This is a genomic window from Janthinobacterium sp. BHSEK (assembly GCF_056174685.1).
Genome location: NZ_JBWBYV010000056.1, coordinates 20,524 through 42,640, shown reverse-complemented (window position 1 = coordinate 42,640; position 22,117 = coordinate 20,524). Strand labels below are relative to the sequence as shown.

The 22,117-nt window shown below is 64.7% G+C and carries 20 protein-coding genes; 3 read left to right on the top strand and 17 right to left on the bottom strand.

Annotation, left to right across the window (positions count from 1 at the left end; all coding sequences use genetic code 11):
* Positions 1-15 precede the first annotated feature (15 nt).
* The 6 genes from AC0V2Y_RS19040 to AC0V2Y_RS19015 form a co-directional block, all read right to left on the bottom strand.
* Complete coding sequence (locus AC0V2Y_RS19040) at positions 16-867, bottom strand: ABC transporter permease (protein ID WP_436499988.1); 852 nt, start codon at positions 865-867, stop codon at positions 16-18.
* Positions 864-1,793, bottom strand: coding sequence for an ABC transporter permease subunit (locus tag AC0V2Y_RS19035; RefSeq protein ID WP_475417514.1), 930 nt, complete (start codon positions 1,791-1,793; stop codon positions 864-866). The genes AC0V2Y_RS19040 and AC0V2Y_RS19035 overlap by 4 nt, the downstream gene beginning before the upstream one ends.
* A 7-nt stretch (positions 1,794-1,800) precedes the next feature.
* Positions 1,801-2,949, bottom strand: coding sequence for an ABC transporter ATP-binding protein (locus AC0V2Y_RS19030; protein WP_475417515.1), 1,149 nt, complete (start codon positions 2,947-2,949; stop codon positions 1,801-1,803).
* A gap of 137 nt (positions 2,950-3,086) precedes the next feature.
* Positions 3,087-4,547: an aspartate aminotransferase family protein gene (locus AC0V2Y_RS19025; protein WP_475417516.1), complete on the bottom strand. Its 1,461-nt coding sequence runs from the start codon at positions 4,545-4,547 to the stop codon at positions 3,087-3,089.
* Positions 4,548-4,557: 10 nt separating this feature from the next.
* Positions 4,558-5,928 carry a glutamine synthetase family protein gene (locus AC0V2Y_RS19020; protein WP_076565894.1) on the bottom strand — a complete coding sequence of 457 codons (1,371 nt, stop codon included), beginning with the start codon at positions 5,926-5,928 and terminating at the stop codon, positions 4,558-4,560.
* Positions 5,929-5,982: 54 nt separating this feature from the next.
* The gene (locus tag AC0V2Y_RS19015; RefSeq protein WP_475417517.1) at positions 5,983-6,747 is read right to left on the bottom strand and encodes a gamma-glutamyl-gamma-aminobutyrate hydrolase family protein; all 765 of its coding nucleotides are present in this window, start codon (positions 6,745-6,747) and stop codon (positions 5,983-5,985) included.
* Between the two features lie 282 nt (positions 6,748-7,029).
* On the opposite strand from AC0V2Y_RS19015, the gene AC0V2Y_RS19010 reads away from it, so the two are divergent.
* Positions 7,030-8,175 (top strand): MFS transporter, encoded by a 1,146-nt coding sequence (locus AC0V2Y_RS19010; RefSeq protein WP_475417518.1) that lies wholly within the window; start codon positions 7,030-7,032, stop codon positions 8,173-8,175.
* A gap of 4 nt (positions 8,176-8,179) precedes the next feature.
* Here AC0V2Y_RS19010 and AC0V2Y_RS19005 read toward each other — a convergent pair whose 3' ends face one another.
* The 5 genes from AC0V2Y_RS19005 to AC0V2Y_RS18985 all read right to left on the bottom strand — a co-directional run bounded on the left by AC0V2Y_RS19005 (position 8,180) and on the right by AC0V2Y_RS18985 (position 14,648).
* On the bottom strand, positions 8,180-8,977 hold the full coding sequence (locus AC0V2Y_RS19005) for a hypothetical protein (RefSeq protein ID WP_475417519.1): 798 nt from the start codon (positions 8,975-8,977) through the stop codon (positions 8,180-8,182).
* Positions 8,974-9,540, bottom strand: coding sequence for a sigma-70 family RNA polymerase sigma factor (locus AC0V2Y_RS19000; RefSeq protein WP_475417520.1), 567 nt, complete (start codon positions 9,538-9,540; stop codon positions 8,974-8,976). Before AC0V2Y_RS19000 ends, AC0V2Y_RS19005 begins: the two co-directional genes overlap by 4 nt.
* 49 nt (positions 9,541-9,589) lie before the next feature.
* The gene (locus tag AC0V2Y_RS18995; RefSeq protein WP_475417521.1) at positions 9,590-11,485 is read right to left on the bottom strand and encodes a beta-propeller domain-containing protein; all 1,896 of its coding nucleotides are present in this window, start codon (positions 11,483-11,485) and stop codon (positions 9,590-9,592) included.
* Positions 11,486-11,581: 96 nt separating this feature from the next.
* A complete protein-coding gene (locus AC0V2Y_RS18990; protein WP_071075300.1) occupies positions 11,582-12,205 on the bottom strand; it encodes a trimeric intracellular cation channel family protein in 624 nt (207 codons plus the stop codon).
* Between the two features lie 4 nt (positions 12,206-12,209).
* A complete protein-coding gene (locus AC0V2Y_RS18985) occupies positions 12,210-14,648 on the bottom strand; it encodes a penicillin-binding protein 1A (protein WP_475417522.1) in 2,439 nt (812 codons plus the stop codon).
* 130 nt (positions 14,649-14,778) lie between these two features.
* Here AC0V2Y_RS18985 and AC0V2Y_RS18980 point away from each other — a divergent pair, with 130 nt between their 5' ends.
* Positions 14,779-15,672, top strand: a complete 894-nt coding sequence (locus AC0V2Y_RS18980) for an HTH-type transcriptional regulator ArgP (protein WP_475417523.1) — start codon at positions 14,779-14,781, stop codon at positions 15,670-15,672.
* A gap of 14 nt (positions 15,673-15,686) precedes the next feature.
* Here AC0V2Y_RS18980 and AC0V2Y_RS18975 read toward each other — a convergent pair whose 3' ends face one another.
* From AC0V2Y_RS18975 to AC0V2Y_RS18960, 4 genes are read right to left on the bottom strand one after another with little or no spacing between them, the layout of a single operon-like run.
* Positions 15,687-16,559: an ABC transporter permease gene (locus AC0V2Y_RS18975; protein ID WP_475417524.1), complete on the bottom strand. Its 873-nt coding sequence runs from the start codon at positions 16,557-16,559 to the stop codon at positions 15,687-15,689.
* Positions 16,556-17,401 (bottom strand): ABC transporter ATP-binding protein, encoded by an 846-nt coding sequence (locus AC0V2Y_RS18970; RefSeq protein ID WP_475417525.1) that lies wholly within the window; start codon positions 17,399-17,401, stop codon positions 16,556-16,558. Before AC0V2Y_RS18970 ends, AC0V2Y_RS18975 begins: the two co-directional genes overlap by 4 nt.
* A 1-nt stretch (position 17,402) precedes the next feature.
* A complete protein-coding gene (locus AC0V2Y_RS18965; RefSeq protein WP_475417526.1) occupies positions 17,403-18,416 on the bottom strand; it encodes an ABC transporter substrate-binding protein in 1,014 nt (337 codons plus the stop codon).
* A 30-nt stretch (positions 18,417-18,446) separates the two neighbouring features.
* Positions 18,447-19,331, bottom strand: coding sequence for a TauD/TfdA dioxygenase family protein (locus AC0V2Y_RS18960; protein ID WP_475417527.1), 885 nt, complete (start codon positions 19,329-19,331; stop codon positions 18,447-18,449).
* Positions 19,332-19,542: 211 nt separating this feature from the next.
* Between AC0V2Y_RS18960 and AC0V2Y_RS18955 the strand changes: the two genes are divergently transcribed.
* Positions 19,543-20,028: a tetratricopeptide repeat protein gene (locus AC0V2Y_RS18955; RefSeq protein WP_475417528.1), complete on the top strand. Its 486-nt coding sequence runs from the start codon at positions 19,543-19,545 to the stop codon at positions 20,026-20,028.
* 24 nt (positions 20,029-20,052) lie between these two features.
* Here the strand turns inward: AC0V2Y_RS18955 and can are convergent, their stop codons facing one another.
* Positions 20,053-20,724: a carbonate dehydratase gene (gene can / locus AC0V2Y_RS18950; RefSeq protein ID WP_475417529.1), complete on the bottom strand. Its 672-nt coding sequence runs from the start codon at positions 20,722-20,724 to the stop codon at positions 20,053-20,055.
* 136 nt (positions 20,725-20,860) lie between these two features.
* Positions 20,861-21,994 (bottom strand): molecular chaperone DnaJ, encoded by a 1,134-nt coding sequence (dnaJ, locus tag AC0V2Y_RS18945; RefSeq protein ID WP_071075292.1) that lies wholly within the window; start codon positions 21,992-21,994, stop codon positions 20,861-20,863.
* Between the last annotated feature and the right edge of the window lie 123 nt (positions 21,995-22,117).

Here is a 22,117-nt window from a genome sequence, read left to right as displayed (position 1 = left end):
CAGTTTACAAGCAGCTTACTCCTGGTCCGCCGAATACGCCGCGGACATCTGCTTGCGGCGTCTGCGGTCGGCGCGCGCCAGCATCACGGCATACGCGATCACGGCGAGCGTCACGACGAGGATCGTCAGCGCGGCGATCGCATTGACGCGCGGGTCGAGCCCCAGACGCGCGCGCGAGAAGATCACCAGCGGCATCGTCGTCGAACCGGGACCGGACAGGAAAGCGGACAGCACCACGTCGTCCAGCGACAGGGTAAACGTCAGCAGCCAGGCCGAGGCCAATGCCTGCGTGATGTTCGGCAGGGTTACGAGGAAGAACACCTGGTGCGCGCGGCAACCGAGGTCCATGGCCGCTTCCGCCAGCGACTTGCTCATTTCCTGCAGGCGCGATTGCACCACCACGGCCGCATACGCCATGCCCAGCAGGGTGTGACCGAGCCAGATGGTCAGCACGCCCCGCTCGGGAAAACCGAAGACCTTTTGCATGGACACCAGCATCAGCAGCAGCGACAGGCCGATGATCACTTCCGGCATCACCAAGGGCGCGCTGACCATGGCGGAAAACACCGTGCGGCCGCGGAAGCGCTGGTAGCTGGTCAAGGCAAAAGCGGCGAAGGTACCGAGGATGACGGAAGACGTCGCCGACATGAAGGCGATCTTCAGGGATAAACCGAAGCCCGAGATGATTTCCGCATCGCTCATCAACTCGCTGTACCAGCGCAGCGAAAAGCCGCTCCACACCATGTCCTGGCGCGAGCTGTTGAACGAGAAGACGATCAGCACGATGATGGGCAGGTACAGGAACAGATAGCCCAGCGAGAGCCAGCCGCGCCCGAACCAGCGCTGCAGGAAGGTACGTCCGTTCATGTGCGCTCCTCCGCGTCCTGGTCGGTCTTGTATTTGTTAAAAATGGCCATCGGCACGAGGATCAGCAGGATCACCAGCACCGTCACGGATGAAGCCATGGCCCAGTCGTTATTGGTGAAATATTCATCCCACAGCACTCTGCCGATCATCAGGGTTTCCGGACCGCCCAGCAGCTCGGGAATCACGTATTCGCCGACGGACGGAATGAACACCAGCATGGCGCCGGCGATGATGCCCGACTTCGACAGGGGCACGGTGATGCGCCAGAACGCCTGCAAGGGCGTGGCGCCCAGGTCGGCAGCCGCTTCCAGGAAGCGCACGTCCATTTTGACCAGATTGGCGTACAGGGGCAGGATCATGAACGGCAGATAGGCATACACCATGCCGACCACCAGCGAAAACGAGGTGTTCATCATGTGCAGCGGTTCGCTCACCACGCCCAGCGCGATCAAGAGATCGTTGAGCAAGCCGTGGTTGGCCAGGATGCCCTTCCACGCATACACGCGCAGCAGGAACGAAGTCCAGAACGGCAGCATCACCAGCATCATCAGCACGGGGCGGATCGATGGCCTGGCGCGCGCCATGAAGTAGGCGAACGGGTAGCCGATGAACAGGCAAATGGCCGTGGTGATGGCCGCGTATTTGATGGAACTGAGGTAGGTGAGCAGATACAGTTCGTCGGCGGCGATGAACAGGTAGTTGGCGATTTTCACCTTCAGCACGACGATGCCGTCGACGTACGACAGCAAGCCGCCGAACGGGCTGCCCGCCGTATCCATGTCGGACAGGCTGATGCGCAGCACGATCAGGAAGGGCACCAGAAAGGCGGCCGTCAGGAACAGCGCGGGCACGGCGATGACGGCGGTGCGCCCAGTGACCCAACGCAGGGCGACGAGCTTGCGCAGCGATTGCAGAATGGACGTCATGATGGCCTCAGCTGGTCAGCACGACGATGTCGGCGCCATCCCACCACACCCACACGCGCTGTTCGCGCTCGAGGCGCGCGGCGTCGTGGCGGGCCGCGTTGGTGCGCGAGACTTTCACCACCGTACCGCTGTCGAGGCGCACGTGGTAGCTGGTTTCATTGCCAAAATACGCCATGGCGACGATCACGCCCTGGGCGCAGTTGTAGCCGTGTTCCTTTGGTGACGCGCGCTCGTCCAAGGCGGGCGGCGCGATCTGGATGCCGATCTTTTCGGGGCGCACGGCCACCGACACGTCCATGCCCAGGTTGCCCGTGATGCCATGCGCGACATAGTGGCGGCCATCGGGCGTGTCGATGACCACGTGATCGGGTTCGTCTTCCGTAATGCGGCCGTCGAACAGGTTGACGCTGCCGATGAAGTCGGCGACGAAGCGGCAATTGGGCGTCTCGTAGATTTCGCCCGGCGCGCCCACCTGCAGGATGCGCCCTTCGCTCATGACGGCGATGCGCGTGGCCATGCTCATCGCCTCGTCCTGGTCGTGCGTGACCATTACGCACGTCACGCCTACCTGCTCGATGATGTTGACCAGTTCCATCTGCGTGCGTTCGCGCAGTTTTTTATCCAGCGCGCCCAGCGGCTCGTCGAGCAGCAGCAATTGCGGCCGCTTGGCCAGGCTGCGCGCCAGCGCCACGCGCTGCTGCTGCCCGCCCGACAGCTGGTGCGGCTTGCGCTTCGCATACTGCCCCAGCTGCACCAGCGCCAGCATCTGCTCGACCCGCGCCGCCACTTCCGCTTTCGGCAAGCCGTCGCGGCGCAGGCCGAAGGCGATGTTGTCCCATACGGACAAATGGGGGAACAGCGCGTACGACTGGAACATCATGTTGATGGGCCGCTGGTGCGGCGGCACGTCGACGATGCTGCTGCCCGCCAGGGCGATGCGCCCCGAGGTCGGCGTCTCGAAGCCGGCCAGCATGCGCAGCAGGGTCGACTTGCCGCAACCTGAACTGCCCAGCAGGGCAAAGATCTCGCCCTTGTTGATCGTCACGGAAATACCATCGACGGCGCGCACGCCATCGAATTCCTTGACCAGCTGATCAATCAGCAAGAAAGGCGCTTGGGCGTCGCTGGCCGACGCGGCAGGGGTTGCTATCGTCATGTGTGGGTAGCTTCTGGGTAAGAGGGTGTCAAAATGAAAAACTGGCCACTACAGGAGCGGCCAGGATGGAAGTTTAGCGGAACTGCCGCCATTGCGGTCCAAAAAATACGCAGATGGCGGCAAAATGGAGCAAAAACCTACACCCAGCCCTTCGCCTTCACCTCGTCAAACGTCTTGTCCAGGCACAGCCGTATCAGCGCCACCATCTCATCGATCTGCGCGCGCGTCATGACCAGGGGCGGGGCGACGATCATGCGTTCGCCCACGGCGCGCATGATGACGCCGTTGTCGAACATATGGCCGCGGCAGATCATGCCCACGCCCTGGCCCTCGTCGAACAGCTCGTTGTCGTGCACGGTGGCGCCCTTGCGGCGCACCAGGTTCAGGCCCGCGACCAGGCCGCAGCTGTCCGCGTAACCGACCAGCGGATGCTCGCCCAGGCTGGCGAAGCACTGCTTCAGGTACGGTCCCGTGTCGTCGGCCACCTTGGCCACCAGCTGCTCTTCCTCGATGATGCGGATGTTTTCCAGCGCGGCCGCGCAGGCGACGGGGTGACCGGAATACGTGAAACCATGCGTGAATTCGCCGCCCCGCTCGATCAATACCTTGGCCACCCTGTCGCCCACCAGCACGCCGCCCAGGGGCACGTAGCCCGAGGTGACGCCCTTGGCAAAGGTAATCAGGTCGGGCTTGATGCCGAACAGCTCGGAGCCGAACCAGCGCCCCAGGCGGCCGAAGCCGCAGATGACTTCATCGGCGATGAGCAAGATGCCGTACTTGTCGCAGATGCGCTGGATTTCGGGCCAGTAGGTGGAGGGCGGGATGATGACGCCGCCGGCGCCCTGCACCGGTTCGCCGATGAAGGCGGCAACCTTGTCGGCGCCGATTTCGAGGATCTTGTCTTCCAGCCAGCCAGCCGCCTTCAGGCCGAAGGCTTCCGGAGTCAAGCCGTGGCCCGACTCCAGGTAATTGGGCTGGCCGATATGCGCGATGCCCGGTATCGGCAAGCCGCCCTGCGCATGCATGCCGTCCATGCCGCCCAGCGACGCCCCCGCCACCGTGCTGCCGTGATACGCGTTGTGGCGGCTGATGATGGTGTGGCGCTCCTTGTAGCCGAGGATATCCCAGTAGCGGCGCACCATGCGCACATTCGTGTCGTTGCCTTCCGAGCCGGAACTGGTGAAGAACACATGCTGGAACTGCGGCGGCGATATCTGCGCCAGCTTGGCCGCCAGCTGCGCGGCCGGCACGTTCGTCGTGCCAAAGAAGCTGTTATAGAAGGGCAGCGTCTCCATTTGCCGGTACACAGCTTGCGAGATCGACGTGCGGCCATAGCCCACGTTGACGCACCACAGGCCCGACATGCCGTCGACGATCTTCTTGCCCTGGCTATCCCACAGGTAGACGCCGTCGCCGCGCACCATCACCCTGGCGCCCTTGCTTGCCAGGTCCTGGAAATCGGTGAACGGATGCAGGTAGTGGGCCGAGTCCATTTTCTGGATGGCGGCCGTATCGTAGACTTGCGGCGCCGCGTTTTTCTGCGCCACGGAGGCTACAAAAGCGGCGCTCGGCGCCAGCGGATTATTGGATGTGCTCATAGGTGCTCCTTTATACGTGCAGCAAGAGATGTTCGCGCTCCCACGGACTGATGACGGTCATGAATTCCTGGTGCTCCAGATCCTTGATGGCCGCATACACGTCGATGAAGCGTTCGCCCAGCACCGTGCGCAGCTTGTCTTCCGCGCGCAGCAACTGCAGGGCTTCGGGCAAGCCTTGCGGCAGCTCGAACTTCATGTCGTAGGCGCTGCCGACCATCATCGGCGTCGCTTCCAGCTGCTCCGTCATGCCCAGGTAGCCGCAGGCCAGGGTGACGGCCAGGGCCAGGTAGGGATTCGCGTCGGCGCCGATGATGCGGTTTTCCACGCGGCGGTCCTGCACGCCCGACTCGGGCACGCGGAAGCCCACCGTGCGGTTGTCCAGGCCCCACTGGATGTTGATCGGCGCGGCCGTGTGGCGCACGATGCGGCGGTAGGAGTTCACGTAGGGCGCGACGATGGCCATGGCCGACGGCATGTAGCGCTGCAAGCCCGCGATGTAATGCTTGAAGATGGGCGCGGCCGAACCGTCCTCGTTGCTGAAGATGTTCAGGCCCGTCTTCGCATCCGTCACGCTCTGGTGCACGTGCATGGCGGAACCCGGTTCGCCCGCCATGGGCTTGGCCATGAAGGTGGCGTACATATCGTGTTTTAACGCGGCTTCGCGCAGGGTGCGCTTGAAGAAGAAGACCTTGTCGGCCAGGCCCAGCGGATCGCCGTGCAGGAAGTTGATTTCCATCTGCCCCGCGCCGATTTCGTGGATCAGGGTATCGACGTCAAGGTTCATCAGTTCGCAGTAATCGTAGATATCCTCGAACAGCGGGTCGAATTCGTTGACGGCGTCGATGCTGTACACCTGGCGGCTCGTCTCGGCCCGGCCACTGCGTCCGATGGGCGGTTTCAAGGGCAAGTCGGGGTCCGTGTTCTTCGCCGTCAGATAGAACTCCAGCTCCGGCGCCACCACGGGTTTCCAGCCCTTGTCCGCATACAGTTTCAGCACGCGCCTTAGCACGGAGCGGGGAGCAAAATCGACCAGCGCGCCATCGGCAAAATAGCAGTCGTGGATGACTTGCGCGGTGGGGTCCGTAGCCCAGGGCACCATGGTGATGGTGGTGGGATCGGCCTTTAAAATCATGTCGCGGTCGGTGCTGGAAATGGCGCGGTCATAGCCGCCATCGTCGACAGGATAATTGCCCGTCACCGTCATGCCCAGTACCGCCTCCGGGATGCGCATGCCGCGCTCCTGGGTGAATTTCCCGCGCGGCAGGATCTTCCCCCGCGCCACGCCCGTCAAGTCGGGTACCAGGCATTCGATTTCCGTGACGCGCTTTTCATTGAGCCACAAATCCATATCCGTATAGGTGAAATTTTCGCGTATTGCCATGTTTCCCTCTCGCTGGTCTTGATCAAACACCGCGTACTGCGGGCGGTGCGCCTGTCATTCTGTCTTTCTGTGCTGCTCCTGGAAATCGCGGCAAGCCTGGCCAAAGGCGTCGAACAGCCGCATCGACTGCGGATTGTCTTCCACCTGCCATTCCGGGTGCCATTGCACGGCCAGGGCAAAACCGGCGGCGCTGGCCACCGTGTACGCCTCCACCAGGCCGTCGTCGGCCAGCGCTTCCACCAGCAAGCCATCGGCCAGCCGGGCGATGCCCTGGCCATGCAGGGAATTGACCATCATTTCGCTCTCGCCGCCCAGCAGCCGCGACAGCACGCCATCGGGCATCAGCTTGATGCGGTGCGCGGGCGCGTACTGGCGCGCCAGGGGATCGAGCACGTTCTCGCGGTGGTCCTGCATGCCCGACACCGCGTGCACGGCCTGGTGCAGGCTGCCGCCCAGGGCCACGTTGACTTCCTGGAAGCCGCGGCAGATGGCCAGCAGCGGCAGCTGGCGCGCCAGCGCGGCGCGGATCAGGGGCAAGGTGGTGGCGTCGCGCGCGGGGTCCTGCGGCAGGTCGGGATGCAGTATCTCTTCGCCATACAGGCGCGCATCGACGTTCGAAGCGGAACCGGTCAGCATGACGCCGTCGGCGACCAGCAGCGCCGCTTCCAGGTCGGCATCGGCGCCCAGCGCGGGCAGCAGCAGCGGCATGCAGCCGGCGCCGCGCAGCACGGCGTGCAGATACTTATCCTGCGCCATGTGCCAGGCGTGGCTGCCCAGTTGGCGCTGGCAGGCGGGAACGAGAACGATGGGACGGCGCATGGTGCTACCTCGCTGGCATGACGATCCAATGACAGCGCCATGACAGCGCTGCCGCTCGCTTCACTGTACAGCAGAGCCGGTAGAGGCGGCCACACCGATGGACGTGGCCAGCGGCGGCGCATATCGCCTACACTACGGCTTTGCAATATTGCCTTTATTTAAATCATCATATGCCCGTCCGGCGCCAAACACCAGCGCCGCAGGCACAGTTGCCTACTTTCCCATGCATCCACACCGTTTTCCAGCCTTCCCGAACACCTTTTTCACCGTGCGGGGGCAGCCATGAAGCACATGCCGTGGCGCGACTTCTTCGCCCTCGTGGTCAGCATCGGCGTGGTGGGACTGGGCCTGGGCGCCACCATGCCGCTCACCGCCCTGACCCTGCACCAGCGCGGCGTGGGCACGGACATCATCGGCATGATCACGGCCGTCAGCGCCCTCGGCATCCTGGCCGCCTCGCCGTTCGTCTCGGGCTGGGTGGGGCGTTTCGGCGCGCGCGCCACCATGCTGGGCGCCGTCTGGGTAGCCTCGCTGGCGACGATCGCCATGCAGTTCAGCGACCACCTGCTGGCGTGGAGCGTGCTGCGCTTCCTCTTCGGCGGCGCCATGGGCGTGCTGTTTACCATCGGCGAAGCGTGGGTCAACCGCCTGGCGCCCGATAATTCGCGCGGCCGCGTGGTGGCCATGTACACCACCAGTTTTACTTTCTTCCAGCTGATCGGTCCCGCCCTCGTGGCCCTCTTCAACGACAAGATTGCGTGGAGTTTCGCCGCCTGCGGCCTGCTGTTCTTGCTGGCCGTGCCGGGCCTGATGCTGATCTCGAACAGCGGCCCGGAAAAGGAGCCGCAAGAACACGGCGTGCAGTGGACCCTGATCCTGCCGCGCATGCCGATGATCGTGCTGGGCGCCGCCTTCTTCGCCCTGTTCGACACGCTGGCATTGAGCTTGCTGCCGCTGTATGCGATGGAGCACGGCATCGGCACGGACCTGGCCCTGCTGTCGGCCACCGTGGTGCTGGTGGGCGACACGGGCCTGCAATTCGCGCTGGGCTGGATGGCCGACCGCTTCGGCCGCGCCAGGGTGCACGCGGGCTGCGGCGTGGCCGTCTGCCTGCTGCTGCCGCTGCTGCCGTTTGCCGTCGGCACGCCATGGCTGTGGTGGACCCTGCTGCTGTTGCTGGGCGCGGCGGCGGGCGGCATCTACATGCTGGCGCTGGTGGCATGCGGCGAGCGTTTCACGGGGCTGTCGCTGACCAGCGCCAGCGCCATCGTCAACGCCACCTGGGGTATCACCAGCGGCGGCGGTCCCCTGCTGACGGGCGTCCTGATGCAATCAGCCGGCGTAAACGCCCTGCCGGCCGTGATGTGGGTGTGCGCCGCCATTTTCGTCGGCAGCGCCGTGTGGGAGCGCAGGAAGGGGATCGTGTAAAGCGCTACTTCGGTATTTTTTCCAGCCGCTGCCGCAGCTCCTCGGCCACCGGATAGTCGGGATACGCCTGCCGGAACGCCGTCCACTCCTCGTGCGCCAGGGCACCCTCGCCCGCCTTGAGCAGGGCGTCGATCTTCACCAGCCACACGGAGGCGTCGAGCTTTGCGGGCGGCGGCAGCGGCGCGGAGCGGGCCGCCACGGGCGCGGGCATGGCCAGCGCGCGCTGCGCCGGCGCCTGGCGCTGCAGGCCGGCTTCAGCCTGCATGGCGGCTTGCTGCTCCATCGCCTCACGCATTGCCGGGGCCGGAGGGGGCGGCGGTGCTGGCGGAGGCAGGGGTACTGACACGTGCGCGGGTACTGGCTCGGCCTGCGCTAGCGGCCTCGGTGCCGCCTTGGCCATGGCGCGCGGCGCCGGCGGCGGTGGCGCGGACTCAGTCGCAGGGGCAGGGGCCGGTGCGGCTTCCCGCATCACCTCCCGCGTGAGCGGTTCCCCGACTACGGGAAATTGCGCCGGCTTCGAGCCGAACCAGTCCACGCCGATGAGGTTTACCGTCAGCAGCACGGCGGCGGCCAGCCCCAGCGGAACGCGCCAGCGCTGCAGGTAATCGGGCGATTTCTTGGCGGGCAAGGTGCGCAGCACGCCATCGGCGCCGTCGTTCGCGGCGACGGGTTTTACCAATGCTTTTTCAGCGTCGGCCAGGATGGCCGCATCGAGCGCGCTGGAAGGCGCGGGCTGCGGCAGGCTGGCCAGCAGCGCGTTCAATTCCTCGTCATTCGGTTCGTCGTGATTGTGCGTATTCATGCCTGTCCTCCCGCGCCAGCGGCGCTGTCCAAGCCCGCGCGCAATTTCTGCATGGCGTAGCGCAGCCGGCTCTTGACGGTTTCCGCTTCCGCCCCCGTCACCGCGGCGATTTCGAGGATGCTCATGCCGCTGAACTGCTGCAGCACCAGCGCTTCCCTTTGCTCCGCCGGCAGCGCGGCGATGGCCGCATGCAGCCGCGCGTGCTGCTGTTTCTGCTCCAGCGACTGCGGCGGCGAGGAGCCCTCGTCCGCCAGTTCGCCCGCGTCGCCGTGCTCCTGTCCTTCCCGCTGGCGCAGGAGGTCGATCAGGCGGTTGCGCGCGATCTGGTACAGATAGGTGCGAAACGCCGCCTGCGGCTGGTAGCCGGCGCGTGCCGCATGCAGGCTGGCCCACGCATCCTGGACGATCTCGTCCACCCACGCGCGGCGCGGCGAACGCCAGGCCACGAAGCGGTACAGTCCCTGGCTGTGGCGCCGGTACAGCTCGCGAAACGACGGCAGGTCGCCGGCGCTGTAGCGCAGCATCAGTTCTTCATCCGTCGCGGTCAGTAAGGTATCGGGCATGCGGACCAGTGTAGCCGAACTACGCGGCGGCGACAATTTCCCTGCGCCTTCAGCGTACAGTGGACGCGATGGGCGCATAGCTGACGCGGCGTACTTCGCGGATCTGTCCATCCCTGAGCGCCCCTTCCACCAGTTCATAGCCGAGCAGGGCGAATACCCGGCCCTGCAGGAACAGCGGGCGCGCGTTGCCGTACCAGTCCACGCAGGACGCGCGGCAGCCGTCGTCCGGCGCCTGGCCAGGCCGCGCGGCCAGCGCACCCAGTTCCGTCAACCGCAAGCCGCTGTTGCGCAGATACAGGACGGAGGCGGCCGACTTGTTGAGGCCAGGCCGCTCGTCCGCGCCCAGGATGGGCAGGCCGATCAAGCCCTCGCTGGCCGTTTGCGGCTTGTAGAAAAAGCCGTGGCTGCGCGACTCGCCCTGCGCCGCGTCGGCGCGGATGTAGCGCGTGGCGACCGCCGCCTGCGCCCCCAGGCCGATGGTGCTGAAGTGCAGATCCCTGCCCTGCGCGCCGATCACCACGGCGTCATTGCCCAGCGCCTCGATGCGCTCCACGCCATGCGGCAGGGACAAGGCTTGCACGCCGCCCGCATCGGCCCAGCGCACGGCATACAGGGGCTGGCGCGGCCAGGCCTGATCGGCCTTGCGGCGTCCCGCGTTGCCCGGATTGCCATACAACAGATACGGCCCCACGTAGCGGTTCTGCAGGCCATAGCCGCCGCCACCGGGCAGCGCCTTGTAGCTGCTGGCCGGCGCGCTGTCGCGGCCATCGGAAAACGTGGCCAATGGCACGCGCAGCAAGGCCATGTCGCCACGCCCTTTTGCGCCATCCCACATGGCGTCGCCCTGGCCCTCGGCGCGCAGCAGGACGTTCAGGTGGCCATCCACGCTTTCCAGGAACGAGAACTGGTCGACGGGCGCCCCCGCCACCTTCAGGGCGCTGGGCGCCGAGCCGTCAAGGGGAATGCGGAACACGCCCGAGTCGCTGCCCCGGCGCGTGGTCCACACGAAAACGGATTCGCCCGATACATAGAACACGCGCCCCTGCGGCCCCATCACGGCGGTCGCTTCGCAGCGCATGTCGCGCTGCGCCAGGTTGCACACGGTGACCGTATGCAGGGTCAGGCCTGCGCCTGGTTCGGGTTCGTCATCGGTGCGGTAGATGCGCGTGGCCGGCGCGATGCGCTTGAAGTCGGACGGCACGGCGTCGGGACGCCAGCGGCGCAGCGCGGGAAAGCCGCCGAACGGGTCGCCCCGGCGCAGGTTCAGCGACAGGGGCGAATAGAACACCAGCTTGCCGCCGATCAGGCGGCTGGCGTAATTGCGCGAGGAATAATAATCGTTGGAGCGCAAATGATACGTGGCGCGGTAGGCCAGCTTGCCATCCGCACCGATGTCGAACAGGCCGATCTCCGTGCCGCCACGGCTGTAGCTGTAGCCGATCACCACCACCGTGTCGCCATCGATCAGCATTTCGTCATACCAGCTGCCGGACGGGTCGCTGCCCGGCGCGAACGCATCGAGCGAGGCGACCGGCTGCAGGGCATTGCCGCCCACCTGCACGGTAAACAGCTTGCCGCGCCGGAGCATCACCAGGTGCTTGCCGTGCAGCTTGACGATGCCGCCTTCGTCCACGCCAACCGTCTGCACATTGGTGACCGATTCGGCCGCCTCTGCCGGCGCCGCCGGCGCCGCTTTCGCCACCATGGGCGCTGGCGCTGGCGGCGGTGCGGGCGCCGTCGCCGCGTACTGCGCCGTGGCGCGCTGCAGTTTCTGCTGCTCCCTTTGCAGCGCCGCCTGGCGCGCCTGCAGTTGCTGCAGGTAGGCGCTCAAGGCTTGCTCGCTGGCGAATGGCGCCAGGGTCTTGCGCGGCGCCGTGCCGGCGGCGTGGCTGCCTGCCGACAGCAGCAGGGACAGTATCAAGGTGATCTTGAGGGCGCTGGACATCGCTTCTTCTCCGGTTGGCTGGGGTGTCCAACATGAAACGCAGCAGCCCAGAAAAAAGGGTTAAAGACGCGCAAAAATATTCACGCGGCTGCCACCTTACTCAAAACCCCGTATGCGGTCGCCGTTGAAATTCGGCAGGCGCCACTCGAAATGCAACGCCAGGAAACGGAACAAAAAGCCCGCGCCGATGGACGCCAGCTGCGCCACCGAGCTGTCGACCTTGAAGTGCAGCAGGCCGACATACAGGGCGCCCGTGAACAGGGCCACGGTGGCATACACTTCGCGCTGCAGCACCAGGGGAATCTGGTTGCACAGGATATCGCGCAGCAGGCCGCCGAAGACGCCCGTGATCATCCCCGCCAGCACGACGATGGCCGGGTGCATCTTGGCCGACATGGCGATGTCGCAGCCGATCACGCAAAACGCCACCAGGCCCAGGCCATCGACCAGCAGGAAAATGGCGCGCAGATGGTGCAGGTAGCGCGCGACAAAGGCGGTGACGACGGCCGCGCCGATGGTAAACAGCAGGTACTCGGGATGCGCGATCCAGCCCAGCGGATAGTGCCCCAGCAGCACGTCGCGCACGGTGCCGCCGCCCAGCGCCGTGACGGTGCCGATCATGCAGATGCCGAACAAGTCCATGCCGCGCCGCATGCCCATGATGGCGCCGGACATCGCTTCGGCGACAATCGCCACCAGGTAAATCGTATATAACAGCATGGTCTTACTCTTCCGAAAATGATTTGAGAATTTGTTCGCGTTCGCGCGCTTCGCTCAGGGTGCGTGCTTCATTCGTGCCCGTGCCGGAGCCGCCATCGCCGCCAGTGCCAGCTTCACCGTGCGCCATGCGCGTATCGGCAGCGCCGCTGCCGCAGCCGACGCTGCTGTGGATAAAGGCGAAGTTATCCTTCAGGCAGTCGCCAGCCAGGTATTCGGCATACACGTAGTCGCCATCGAGCAGGGCCAGGCCAGGCGGTTCGGCCAGCACCTGTTCGCGGCGGCCCTGCACGGCCACCTGCATGTAATCGCGCCAGACGGGCAGCGCCAGCGTCCCTCCGGTGGCGTTGCCCAGGCTCTTGGGCTGGTCGTAGCCGAGCCAGACGACGGACACGAGCCCCGAGGAATAGCCGGCGAACCAGGCGTCGTACGCATTGTTCGAGGTGCCCGTCTTGCCGGCCGCGTCGCCGCGTCCCAGCGCCAGCGCGCCGCGTCCCGTGCCGCTCTTGACGACGTCGCGCAGCATGCTGTCCATGACGTAGGCGTTGCGCGTGGAGATCACCTGCGTGCCCGGTGCCGGCGTGCCCTTGGCGCGCGGCGCCGCGTCGGAAAACAGCACCGCGCCGCTGCGGCTGCGCACTTCCTTGATCAGCTTGGGCGGCATCTGCACGCCGCCGTTGGCAAACACGGCATACGATTGCGCCAGCTGCAGCGGCGTGACGGCGCCCGCGCCCAGCGCCAGCGGCAGGGAGACGGGATTGCGCGCGCCCTCGAAGCCGAAGCGCGTGGCGTAGTGCTGCACGTAGCCGGGGCCGGCCGCCTGCATCAGGCTGACGGCCACCAGGTTTTTCGAGCGCACCAGGCCGCGCCGCACGCTGATGAAGCCTTCATAGTTGTTGCCGTAATTGCGCGGGCGCCACGGCTGCGCGCCCGTCTCCCGCGGCAGCAGCAAGCGCTGCGTATCGTCCACGGCCGTGCCGGGAAAATAGCCCTTTTCCAGCGCCGCCGAATACACGAAAGGCTTGAAACTGGAACCGGGCTGGCGGTAGGCCTGCATGGCGTGGTTGTAGTGGTTGCGGTAAAAATCGAAGCCGCCCGCCATGGCGACGATTTCGCCGCTGTGCGCCTCGACGGAAATGAGCGCGCCTTCCATCTCGGGCAGCTGGCTCACCAGCCAGCGGTTTTTCGCCGCGTCGTGCACCACGCGGATGACGCTGCCCTCGACGATGGCGCGCTTGCCATCCCACTGCAGCTTGCCGCCCAGGCGCGCATCCGATGCCGTCAGCACGATCTCGTCGCCATTGCGCAGCTGCGCCGTCAGCTGACGCTTGCCGCTCGTCTCGACCTTGCGCACCAGCGCGGCGCGCAGTTCGCCGCTGTCGGGGTAGGCGGCCAGCTGGCGCGCCACGCTGTCTGCGGAGGCGGTCAGGCGCGCTTCCGGGCCGCGATAGCCGCGCCGCGCCTGCGCGTTCAGCAAGCCATCGCGCAGCGACTTGTCGGCCGCGCGCTGCGGCGCCATGCGGATGGTGGTCGTCACGTCCAGGCCCATGCTGTAGGCGCCTTCCGGGTAGCTTTGCAGGATCAGCTGACGCGCTTCCTCGACCGCATACGCGGCCGCGTGCACGGAGCTGTTGCGGTCCTTGTTCAGGGCCAGTTTTTCCGCCACGGCGGCGTCGTATTCGGCCGGCGTGATGTAACCGAGTTCGCGCATGCGCTGCAGGATGTAATGCTGGCGCACGGTGGCGCGCTGCGGATTGGCGACGGGGTTGTAGGCCGACGGCGCCTTCGGCAGGCCGGCCAGCATGGCCGCTTCGGCGATGCTGACCTCGGCCAGCGGCTTGTCGAAATAGATGTTCGAGGCGGCGGAAAAACCGTAGGAGCGTTCGCCCAGGTAGATCTGGTTCATGTACAGCTCCAGCAGCTTGTCCTTGCCGTAGTGCTGTTCCAGCTTGTAGGCGAGCAGCATCTCCGTCAGCTTGCGCTGCACGGTCTTTTCGCGCGACAGGAAAAAGTCGCGCGCCACCTGCATGGTGATGGTGCTGGCGCCCTGCGCATGGTGGCCCGTGACGACGTTGGCCAGGGTGGCGCGCGTCAAGCCGTAAAAATCCACGGCACCATGCTCGTAGAAGCGGGCATCCTCGATGGCCAGCAGGGCCTGGCGCATGCGCAGCGGGATCTCCTTCAACGGCAGGAACTCGCGGCGCTCTTCGCCGTACTCGGCCAGCAGCTCGCCTTCGCTGGAGAAAATGCGCAGCGGCAGCGCGGGCTTGTACTGGGCCAGGTGCTCGACGGCCGGCAAGTCCCGCCATGCCTGGCGCAGCCACCAGCCGCCCGCGAGGGCTGCGGACAAGCCCAGGCCCAGGGTCAATCCCAGGCCGAATTTCAGCTTGCGCGCCAGCTTAGACTGCGGCTTGCGGGGGGGGTGGTCGTTCGCTTGTGCTTCCATGGTGGTATTCCCTTGCTGCCAGGAGGCCGCGCGCGGCGCTCCATCAAAGAGGCATTGTGCACTGCAACACACCCATCCTTATAAAAAGTAAGTATTATTTAGTATTGATAAATTTTTCTTATGTTAGGCAGTGGTCATGGATCTCAATCCCAAACACACGGAAGCGTTCCGCGCCGTCGTCGAAACGGGCAGTTTCGAGCAGGCCGCGTTGCGGCTGCATCTGACGTCGCCGGCCATTTCGCAGCGCGTGCGGGCGCTGGAAAGCCAGCTGGGCAATGCGCTGATCGTGCGCAGCCGTCCCGCGCGCGCCACGCGCATGGGCCAGCGCCTGATGCAGTATCTGAAGCGAGCCAAGCTGCTGGAAGCGGACTTGCAGGCGGAACTGGCGGTGCAGCAGGATGCCCCGCTGACCCTGGTGCTGGCGCTGAACGCGGACTCGATGGGCACCTGGTTCTTTCCCGCCCTGTCCGAGGTACTGATACGCGAGCGCGTGCTGCTGGACCTGACCGTGGAAGACCAGGACCACACCTACACCTTGCTGGAGACGGGCATGGCCATCGGCTGCATCAGCACGGAAGCCAAAGCCATGCGCGGCTGCACGGCCGAGCCGCTGGGCGTGATGCGCTACTGGCTGGTGGCCACACAAGCGTTCCGCCAGCAGTGGTTTGCGCACGGGCTGACGCGCAAGGCGGCGCGCACGGCGCCCGTGGTCGCCTACACGCGCAAGGACACCCTGCAATCGTCGTTCCTGCAAGAGGCGCTGGGCTTGCCCGAAGGCGCCTACCCCTGCCATTACGTGCCGGGCGCCACCTCGCACTTCAACGCCATCCGCTACGGCCTCGGCTACGGCATGGTGCCGGAATTGCTGCTGAAGGCGAACACGGATGGCGAGCTGGTGGAAATGCTCACGCCCAAGACGCCGGCCGACGTGGCCCTGTACTGGCACACGTGGAAGGTGCAGTCGCCGCGCATGGAGCAGCTGTCGCGGCACATCATCGCGGCGGCACGCAAGATCTTGAAATAATTATGGTGAGATCACTACCGCTGCATGCCCCAGCGTTTCAAGGTGACGCGCTCCAGGGTGCGAAAGCCGATGTTTTCCACGATTAAACCGATGACGATGACGGCTGCCAGGCCGGCAAACACCTTGTCCGTGTACAGCTCGTTGCGGTTCTGGAAGATGTACCAGCCCAGGCCGCCCTGCCCCGACGTCGTGCCGAACACCAGCTCGGCCGCGATCAGGGTGCGCCAGGCGAACGCCCAGCCTATCTTCAGACCCGAGACGATGGACGGCAAGGCGCCCGGCACGAGGATGTGCAGCACCAGCCGCAAGCCGCTCAGCCCGTAGTTGCGCCCCGCCATGCGCAGGGTTTCGGGCACGCCCTGAAAGCCCGCATACGTGTTCAGGGCCAGCGGCCACATCACGGAATGGACGATGACGAAGATCAAACTGGCGCGCCCCAGGCCAAACCACAGCAGGGCCAGCGGCAGCAGGGCGATCGCCGGCAAGGGATTCAACATGGCCGTCAGGGTTTCCAGCACGTCGCGCCCGATACGGCTCGATACTGCAAGCAAGGTCAGCACGAAGGCGGCCAGCACGCCCACCGCATAGCCTTGCAGCAAGACGACGAGGGACGCGGCCGTGCGCGTGAGCAATTCTCCGTTGGCGATGCCGCCGATAAACGCCTGCGCCGTCTGAATAAAGCTGGGCAGCAATAAATCGTTCTGCGTCCAGCGCGCCGCCCCTTCCCACAGCAGGGCCAGGCTGAGCAAAATGAATGCCTTGCGCCACAGCGCGTGCTGGCTCCAGCGCTGCCAGCGCGACAATGGCCGCTCGACGGTGACGCCGGCGGGCGGCGATGCCGCATAGACGAATTCCTGGCGGATGGGCGGCTCCAGCAGCACGTTCATACGGCCTCCCGTTGGACAGGCCCTGCTTGCTGAACGGGAACCACTTCCTCATCGAACAGCAAGCCGTGGATGCGGCTGCTGGCCGCCTGGAATTCCGCACTGCCCGCGCTGTGCAAGCCGAACTGATGACTGTTGAGTTCGGCGCGCACCCGGCCCGGATGGGGCGACAGCAGCAGGATGCGGTTGCCCACGACCAGCGCTTCCTCGATCGAATGCGTGACGAAGACGAGGGTAAAGCGCAGCTCCTCCCACAGGCGGCTCAGCTCTTCCTGCATCTTGCGCCGCGTCAAGGCATCGAGGGCGGCAAACGGCTCGTCCATCAACAGCACTTCCGGCTGCATGGCCAGGGCGCGGGCGATGGCCACCCGCTGCTTCATGCCGCCCGACAAGGTATGCGGATGGGCATCTTCAAAGCCCGCCAGGCCCACCTTGGCGATCCAGTGATGGGCGCGCTCGCGGGCCGCCAGCTTGTCCAGCCGCTTGCTGGCCAGCAAGGGGAACATGACGTTTTCCAGCACGGTCTTCCACGGCGGCAACTGGTCGAATTCCTGGAACACGACGACACGGTCCGGCCCCGGCTTGCTGATAGGAACGCCCTGCATGGCGATGCTGCCCGCGCGCGGCGCGATGAAGCCGGCCACGGCTTTCAGCAAGGACGACTTGCCGCAGCCCGACGGCCCCAGCAGCACGAAACGGTCGCCGCGGAACACGTCGAAACTGACGTCATGCGTGGCGCGCACAGTACGCTGTTCCGTGCGGTATTCCAGGCTGACATGTTTGACACTGAGCAAGGGTTCCAGCGCAAGCGGAGGACGTACCAGGTGAAAAGCGGGCGCGTTCATGTCAGCCTCCTTGCGTGATGGCAGGGTCGTCAAAGAAGTAATCGCGCCAGCTGTCAGGCAGGTTGCGGATGGCACTCACACGGTGCAAAAATTGCGCCAGTCCATAGGTATTTTGCGGCGCGATCTTGAATTGCACTTGCGGGTTGGCAAAGATTTTCAGCAGCAGATTGCGGTCCACCTTGCTCTTGTTCACCTTGATATAGATGTCGGCCGCGCCCTGCGGATTGCTGCTCGCGTACTGCGCCGCTTCGGCCAGGGCGGCGATGAAGGCGCGGTACGTCTTCGGATTGTCCTTGCGGTACTTTTCCGTCGCATACAGCAGGGTCGACGAGCTGGGCCCGCCCTGCACGTCGTACGAGTTCAGGATGATGTGGGCGTTCGGATTCTGCGCCAGCTCCTGTTCCTGGAACGGCGAATTGCCGAAGTGGCCCGTCAGCTCCGTGCCGCCGGCGATAATGGCCGCCGCCGCATCCGGATGCGGCAGGGTTTGCGTGATTTTATCGAGACGGGCAAATTCCTTGTCGCCCCACTGCTTCGCCACGGCCATCTGCAATATCCTCGCCTGGACGGACACGGAGACGGCGGGCAAGGCGATGCGGTCCTTGTCCGTCAAGTCGGCCAGGGTTTTCACCTTCGGATTGTTGCTGATCAAATAGTAGGGAAAATTACCGAGCGAGGCCACGCCGCGCACGTTCTGCCGTCCTTTGGTGCGGTCCCAGATCGTCAGCAGCGGCCCCAACCCGGCCCCCGCGATATCGATATTGCCCGACAACAAAGCGTCATTGATGGCGGGGCCGCCGGACAGGGTGATCCACTCGACTTTCACGTCGACGCCCTGCTGCTTGCCATGCTTTTCAATCAGCTTTTGTTCCTGCGCAATATTGAGCAGCAAGAAGGTGATGCCATGCTGGCCCGCGATGCGGATCTGGCCTTCGGCCCGGGCCATGTGCATGGCCATGCACAGCACGACAATGGTGGCGAGCAGGCGGCGGGAAAAGGTCAAGATCGGCAACATGGACACTCCTTGGTCAACTACGGTCAAAAATCAGTACGGCGCATCGCCTTCGATGGTCGTGCGGTAGAGTTTGCGGCGCTGCTCGGGCGGACACCCCGTCGCCAGATGCATCAGCGAGCGGTTGTCCCAGAACACCAGGTCGTGCGGCTGCCAGCGGTGCACATATAAATGCTCGGGGCGCACGCTGTGGGCGAACAGTTCGTCGAGCAGGGCGCGGCTTTCATCGGCGGGCAAGCCGACGATGCGCGTGGTGAAATGTTCGCTGACGAACAGGGCACGCCGTCCCGTTTCCGGATGCACGCGCACGACGGGGTGGGTCACGGGTTTGACTTCATCGATCTGCGCCTGCGTCAGCGCGGGGCGCCACGGGTTGCGCCGGCGCAACTCCTCATACTGGTTCAGGTAGCTGTGCTCGGCGCGAGCGCCGCGCACGGCGTGGCGCAGCGCGGCCGGCAAGCTTTCCCACGCCAAGTGCATGTTGGCAAATACGGTATCGCCGCCCTCGTCCGGCAACTCTTGCGCGTGCAGCATGGAGCCGAGGCTGGGCACTTCCTTGTACGACAGGTCGGAATGCCAGAAATGGCCCGCGTCACCCAGACCGATGGGCTGGCCATCTTCGACGATGTTCGAGATGATCAGCACCTCCGGCTGCGTGGGCAGCTGGAACTGGCGCAGCACGTGGATTTGCAGGGGGCCGAAGCGGCGGCTGAAATCGACTTGCTGCTGCGGCGTGATGCGCTGGTCGCGGAACACCAGCACGTGATGGTCGAGGTGGGCGTGGTGCAGGCGCTGGAAGTCGCCCAGCGACAACGGCTGCGCCAGGTCCAGCCCCAGCACTTGCGCGCCGAGCGGCGCGTCGAACGTTTCGATACGGAACTGGCTGGAAGAAAACGCGGGTTTCAGGACGGCCGACATGGGAACTCGACTAGAGTCTGGGGAAGTCCACTGTATGCCTGCGCATCGATCCTGCAAACGAAGCATTTCTGCTATGGATATGCGCGCCGCGTTGCGCCATGCTGCAACAGACGCTGTCACGCAATGGCACAGCGGCACCGGCTTTGCCCGGAAAGGGAGCTAGCACGCAACTTGCTTGTCTGCCAATCTTCAACCATCGACCAGGAAAACCATGCGCACCTACGCCCTGATGCTCGCCGTTCTGTTCGCTGTTCCCATCCACGCCCAGGATAGCCAGGATGAAGGCGATCTCAGCTACAAAGCCTATGTGCACAGCGACAAGCGCATCAAGTGTTTGTACGGTTATGCGGCCGACAAGACGGGCGACCATGCGGCGGCCGTCGCCATCTTTGAAGACTGCATCCGGCGCTGGAACGATGTGTATTCGATGATTTGGCTGGCCCAGCTGTATGAAACGGGCATCGGCGTCCCCAGGGACCTGGCGCAGGCGACGGCGCTGATGCGGCGCGGGGCCCATACCAACGATGACGCCGCCTATGCGCGGCTGGCGCGCTATCACTATGGCGTGGCGCTGGCCGAAGGCCGGGGCACGCCGCAGGACCTTCCCCAGGCCAAAACCTGGCTGCGCCAGGCGGCGCAGGAAGGCGTACGGGAGGCGGCCGATTACCTTGAGCGCCTGGAAGGCGCCGCGCCATAGACGCGGCGCGGCGCCAGCGCCGCTTTACGCCGTTGCTTCGTAGCGGGCCAGGCGGGTCGCCATGCGTGGCGCCAGCTCGTGGCCGGCAGCGACCGTCACTTCGAGGTCGTTCAGCAAGCCATCCTTCAAGCCGTAGACCCAGCCGTGGACGCTGAGTTCCTGGCCCCGTTCCCACGCATCTTGCACGACGGTGGTCTGGCACACGTTCAACACCTGCTCGACCACGTTCAGTTCGCACAGGCGGTCGCCGCGCTGGCGGCTCGTCAGCACGTCGCCCAGGTAGCGCTCGTGCTTCTGGCCCACGTCCTGCACGTGGCGCAGCCAGTTGTCGACCAGGCCGATGCGCGTGCCCGTCATGGCAGCATGCACGCCCTTGCAGCCGTAATGGCCGACGATGATGATATGTTTGACTTTCAGCACGTCCACGGCAAATTGCAGGACGGACAGGCAATTGAGGTCGGAATGCACGACCACGTTGGCAATATTACGGTGCACAAACACATCGCCAGGCGCCATGCCCAGCAATTCGTTGGCGGGCACGCGGCTGTCGGAACAGCCGATCCACAGGTATTCGGGCGAGGTTTGCGCTTCCAGGTTCTTGAAGAAGTTCGGGTCCTTCGCCACCATCGAGTCGGCCCAGCGGCGGTTACGCTGCAGCAGTTCCGCCAGGGCCGGGCCATTTTTCTGTTCGGTCATATCGCTCCCATTGTGTGCGTACGACTGAATTGGCCGCAGATCGCGCCCATAGGCCGGCGATGCGCGCACATTTTTCAGTCGTGATGAAAAAAACGCCGGGATGTTTCAGCATCCCGGCGCATGGTATTACGTGTGCTTACTCAAAAAAATCCTTGACCTTGTCTTTCCAGGTCTTGCTTTGCGGACTGTGCTTGGCACCGCCCTCGGTCGTCGACTTTTCAAAGTCGCGCAGCAGGTCTTTCTGTTTTTCCGTCAGTTTGACGGGCGTTTCGATGGCCACGTGGCAGAACAGGTCGCCCGCGTAACCGGAACGCACGCCCTTAATGCCCTTGCCTTTCAGGCGGAAGGTCTTGCCCGACTGGGTGCCTTCCGGGATCGTGAACGACACCTTGCCGTTCAGGGTAGGCACTTCGATTTCGCCGCCCAAAGCCGCCTTGGTGAACGAGATCGGCATTTCGCAATGCAGGTCGTCGCCTTCGCGCTGGAACACGGCGTGCGGCTTGATGTGGATTTCCACATACAGATCCCCCGACGGGCCGCCATTCGTGCCCGGTTCGCCGTTGCCGGACGAACGGATACGCATGCCGTTGTCGATACCGACTGGAATCTTGACTTCCAGCGTCTTGTTGCGCTTGATGCGACCGGCGCCGCCGCATGGCGTGCAGGGGTCGGTGATGACCTTGCCGCTGCCATGGCATTTCGGGCAGGTTTGCTGGATGCTGAAGAAGCCCTGCTGCATGCGCACCTGGCCGTGACCGCCGCAGGTACCGCAAGTGGTCGGCGACGTACCCGGCTTGGCGCCGCTGCCATGGCAAGTGTCGCACTTGTCCCAGCTCGGCACGCGAATGGTCGTGTCGAAGCCGTGAGCAGCTTGCTCCAGTGTAATTTCCAGGTTGTAGCGCAAGTCGGCGCCACGGTACACCTGTGGCCCCGCATTGCGGCTGCGTCCACCGCCGCCGCCAAAGATGTCGCCGAAGATATCGCCGAAGCTGTCGGCAAAGCCGCCCGCACCGCCGCCGAAGCCGCCACCGCCGCCCATGTTCGGGTCCACGCCGGCGTGACCATAACGGTCATACGCTTCGCGCTTTTCCGGATTGGTCAGCATCTCGTAGGCTTCTTTGACTTCCTTAAACTTTTCTTCCGATTCCTTGCTATCCGGATTGCGGTCCGGATGGTATTTCATCGCCAGTTTACGGTAAGACTTTTTGATCTCTTCTTCCGAAGCATTTTTTGCGACACCGAGTGTCTCGTAAAAATCACGCTTTGCCATGTTGTCGGCACCTTGCAGTCTATCTACTGATGTAAAAATTACACGAAAAAGCCGAGTCGAGTGCTGCGCTAGGCGCAGCGACTCGGCTCGGCCGGTCTTCGCGGCTAATCCCGCGATGTAGCG

Excerpts from the sequence above, each read along its gene's own strand:
- AC0V2Y_RS19040 (WP_436499988.1), bottom strand. The coding sequence starts at position 867 with ATGAACGGACGTACCTTCCTGCAGCGCTGGTTCGGGCGCGGCTGGCTC.
- AC0V2Y_RS19035 (WP_475417514.1), bottom strand. The coding sequence starts at position 1,793 with ATGACGTCCATTCTGCAATCGCTGCGCAAGCTCGTCGCCCTGCGTTGG.
- AC0V2Y_RS19030 (WP_475417515.1), bottom strand. The coding sequence starts at position 2,949 with ATGACGATAGCAACCCCTGCCGCGTCGGCCAGCGACGCCCAAGCGCCT.
- AC0V2Y_RS19025 (WP_475417516.1), bottom strand. The coding sequence starts at position 4,547 with ATGAGCACATCCAATAATCCGCTGGCGCCGAGCGCCGCTTTTGTAGCC.
- AC0V2Y_RS19020 (WP_076565894.1), bottom strand. The coding sequence starts at position 5,928 with ATGGCAATACGCGAAAATTTCACCTATACGGATATGGATTTGTGGCTC.
- AC0V2Y_RS19015 (WP_475417517.1), bottom strand. The coding sequence starts at position 6,747 with ATGCGCCGTCCCATCGTTCTCGTTCCCGCCTGCCAGCGCCAACTGGGC.
- AC0V2Y_RS19010 (WP_475417518.1), top strand. The coding sequence starts at position 7,030 with ATGAAGCACATGCCGTGGCGCGACTTCTTCGCCCTCGTGGTCAGCATC.
- AC0V2Y_RS19005 (WP_475417519.1), bottom strand. The coding sequence starts at position 8,977 with ATGAATACGCACAATCACGACGAACCGAATGACGAGGAATTGAACGCG.
- AC0V2Y_RS19000 (WP_475417520.1), bottom strand. The coding sequence starts at position 9,540 with ATGCCCGATACCTTACTGACCGCGACGGATGAAGAACTGATGCTGCGC.
- AC0V2Y_RS18995 (WP_475417521.1), bottom strand. The coding sequence starts at position 11,485 with ATGTCCAGCGCCCTCAAGATCACCTTGATACTGTCCCTGCTGCTGTCG.
- AC0V2Y_RS18990 (WP_071075300.1), bottom strand. The coding sequence starts at position 12,205 with ATGCTGTTATATACGATTTACCTGGTGGCGATTGTCGCCGAAGCGATG.
- AC0V2Y_RS18985 (WP_475417522.1), bottom strand. The coding sequence starts at position 14,648 with ATGGAAGCACAAGCGAACGACCACCCCCCCCGCAAGCCGCAGTCTAAG.
- AC0V2Y_RS18975 (WP_475417524.1), bottom strand. The coding sequence starts at position 16,559 with ATGAACGTGCTGCTGGAGCCGCCCATCCGCCAGGAATTCGTCTATGCG.
- AC0V2Y_RS18970 (WP_475417525.1), bottom strand. The coding sequence starts at position 17,401 with ATGAACGCGCCCGCTTTTCACCTGGTACGTCCTCCGCTTGCGCTGGAA.
- AC0V2Y_RS18965 (WP_475417526.1), bottom strand. The coding sequence starts at position 18,416 with ATGTTGCCGATCTTGACCTTTTCCCGCCGCCTGCTCGCCACCATTGTC.
- AC0V2Y_RS18960 (WP_475417527.1), bottom strand. The coding sequence starts at position 19,331 with ATGTCGGCCGTCCTGAAACCCGCGTTTTCTTCCAGCCAGTTCCGTATC.
- AC0V2Y_RS18955 (WP_475417528.1), top strand. The coding sequence starts at position 19,543 with ATGCGCACCTACGCCCTGATGCTCGCCGTTCTGTTCGCTGTTCCCATC.
- can (WP_475417529.1), bottom strand. The coding sequence starts at position 20,724 with ATGACCGAACAGAAAAATGGCCCGGCCCTGGCGGAACTGCTGCAGCGT.
- dnaJ (WP_071075292.1), bottom strand. The coding sequence starts at position 21,994 with ATGGCAAAGCGTGATTTTTACGAGACACTCGGTGTCGCAAAAAATGCT.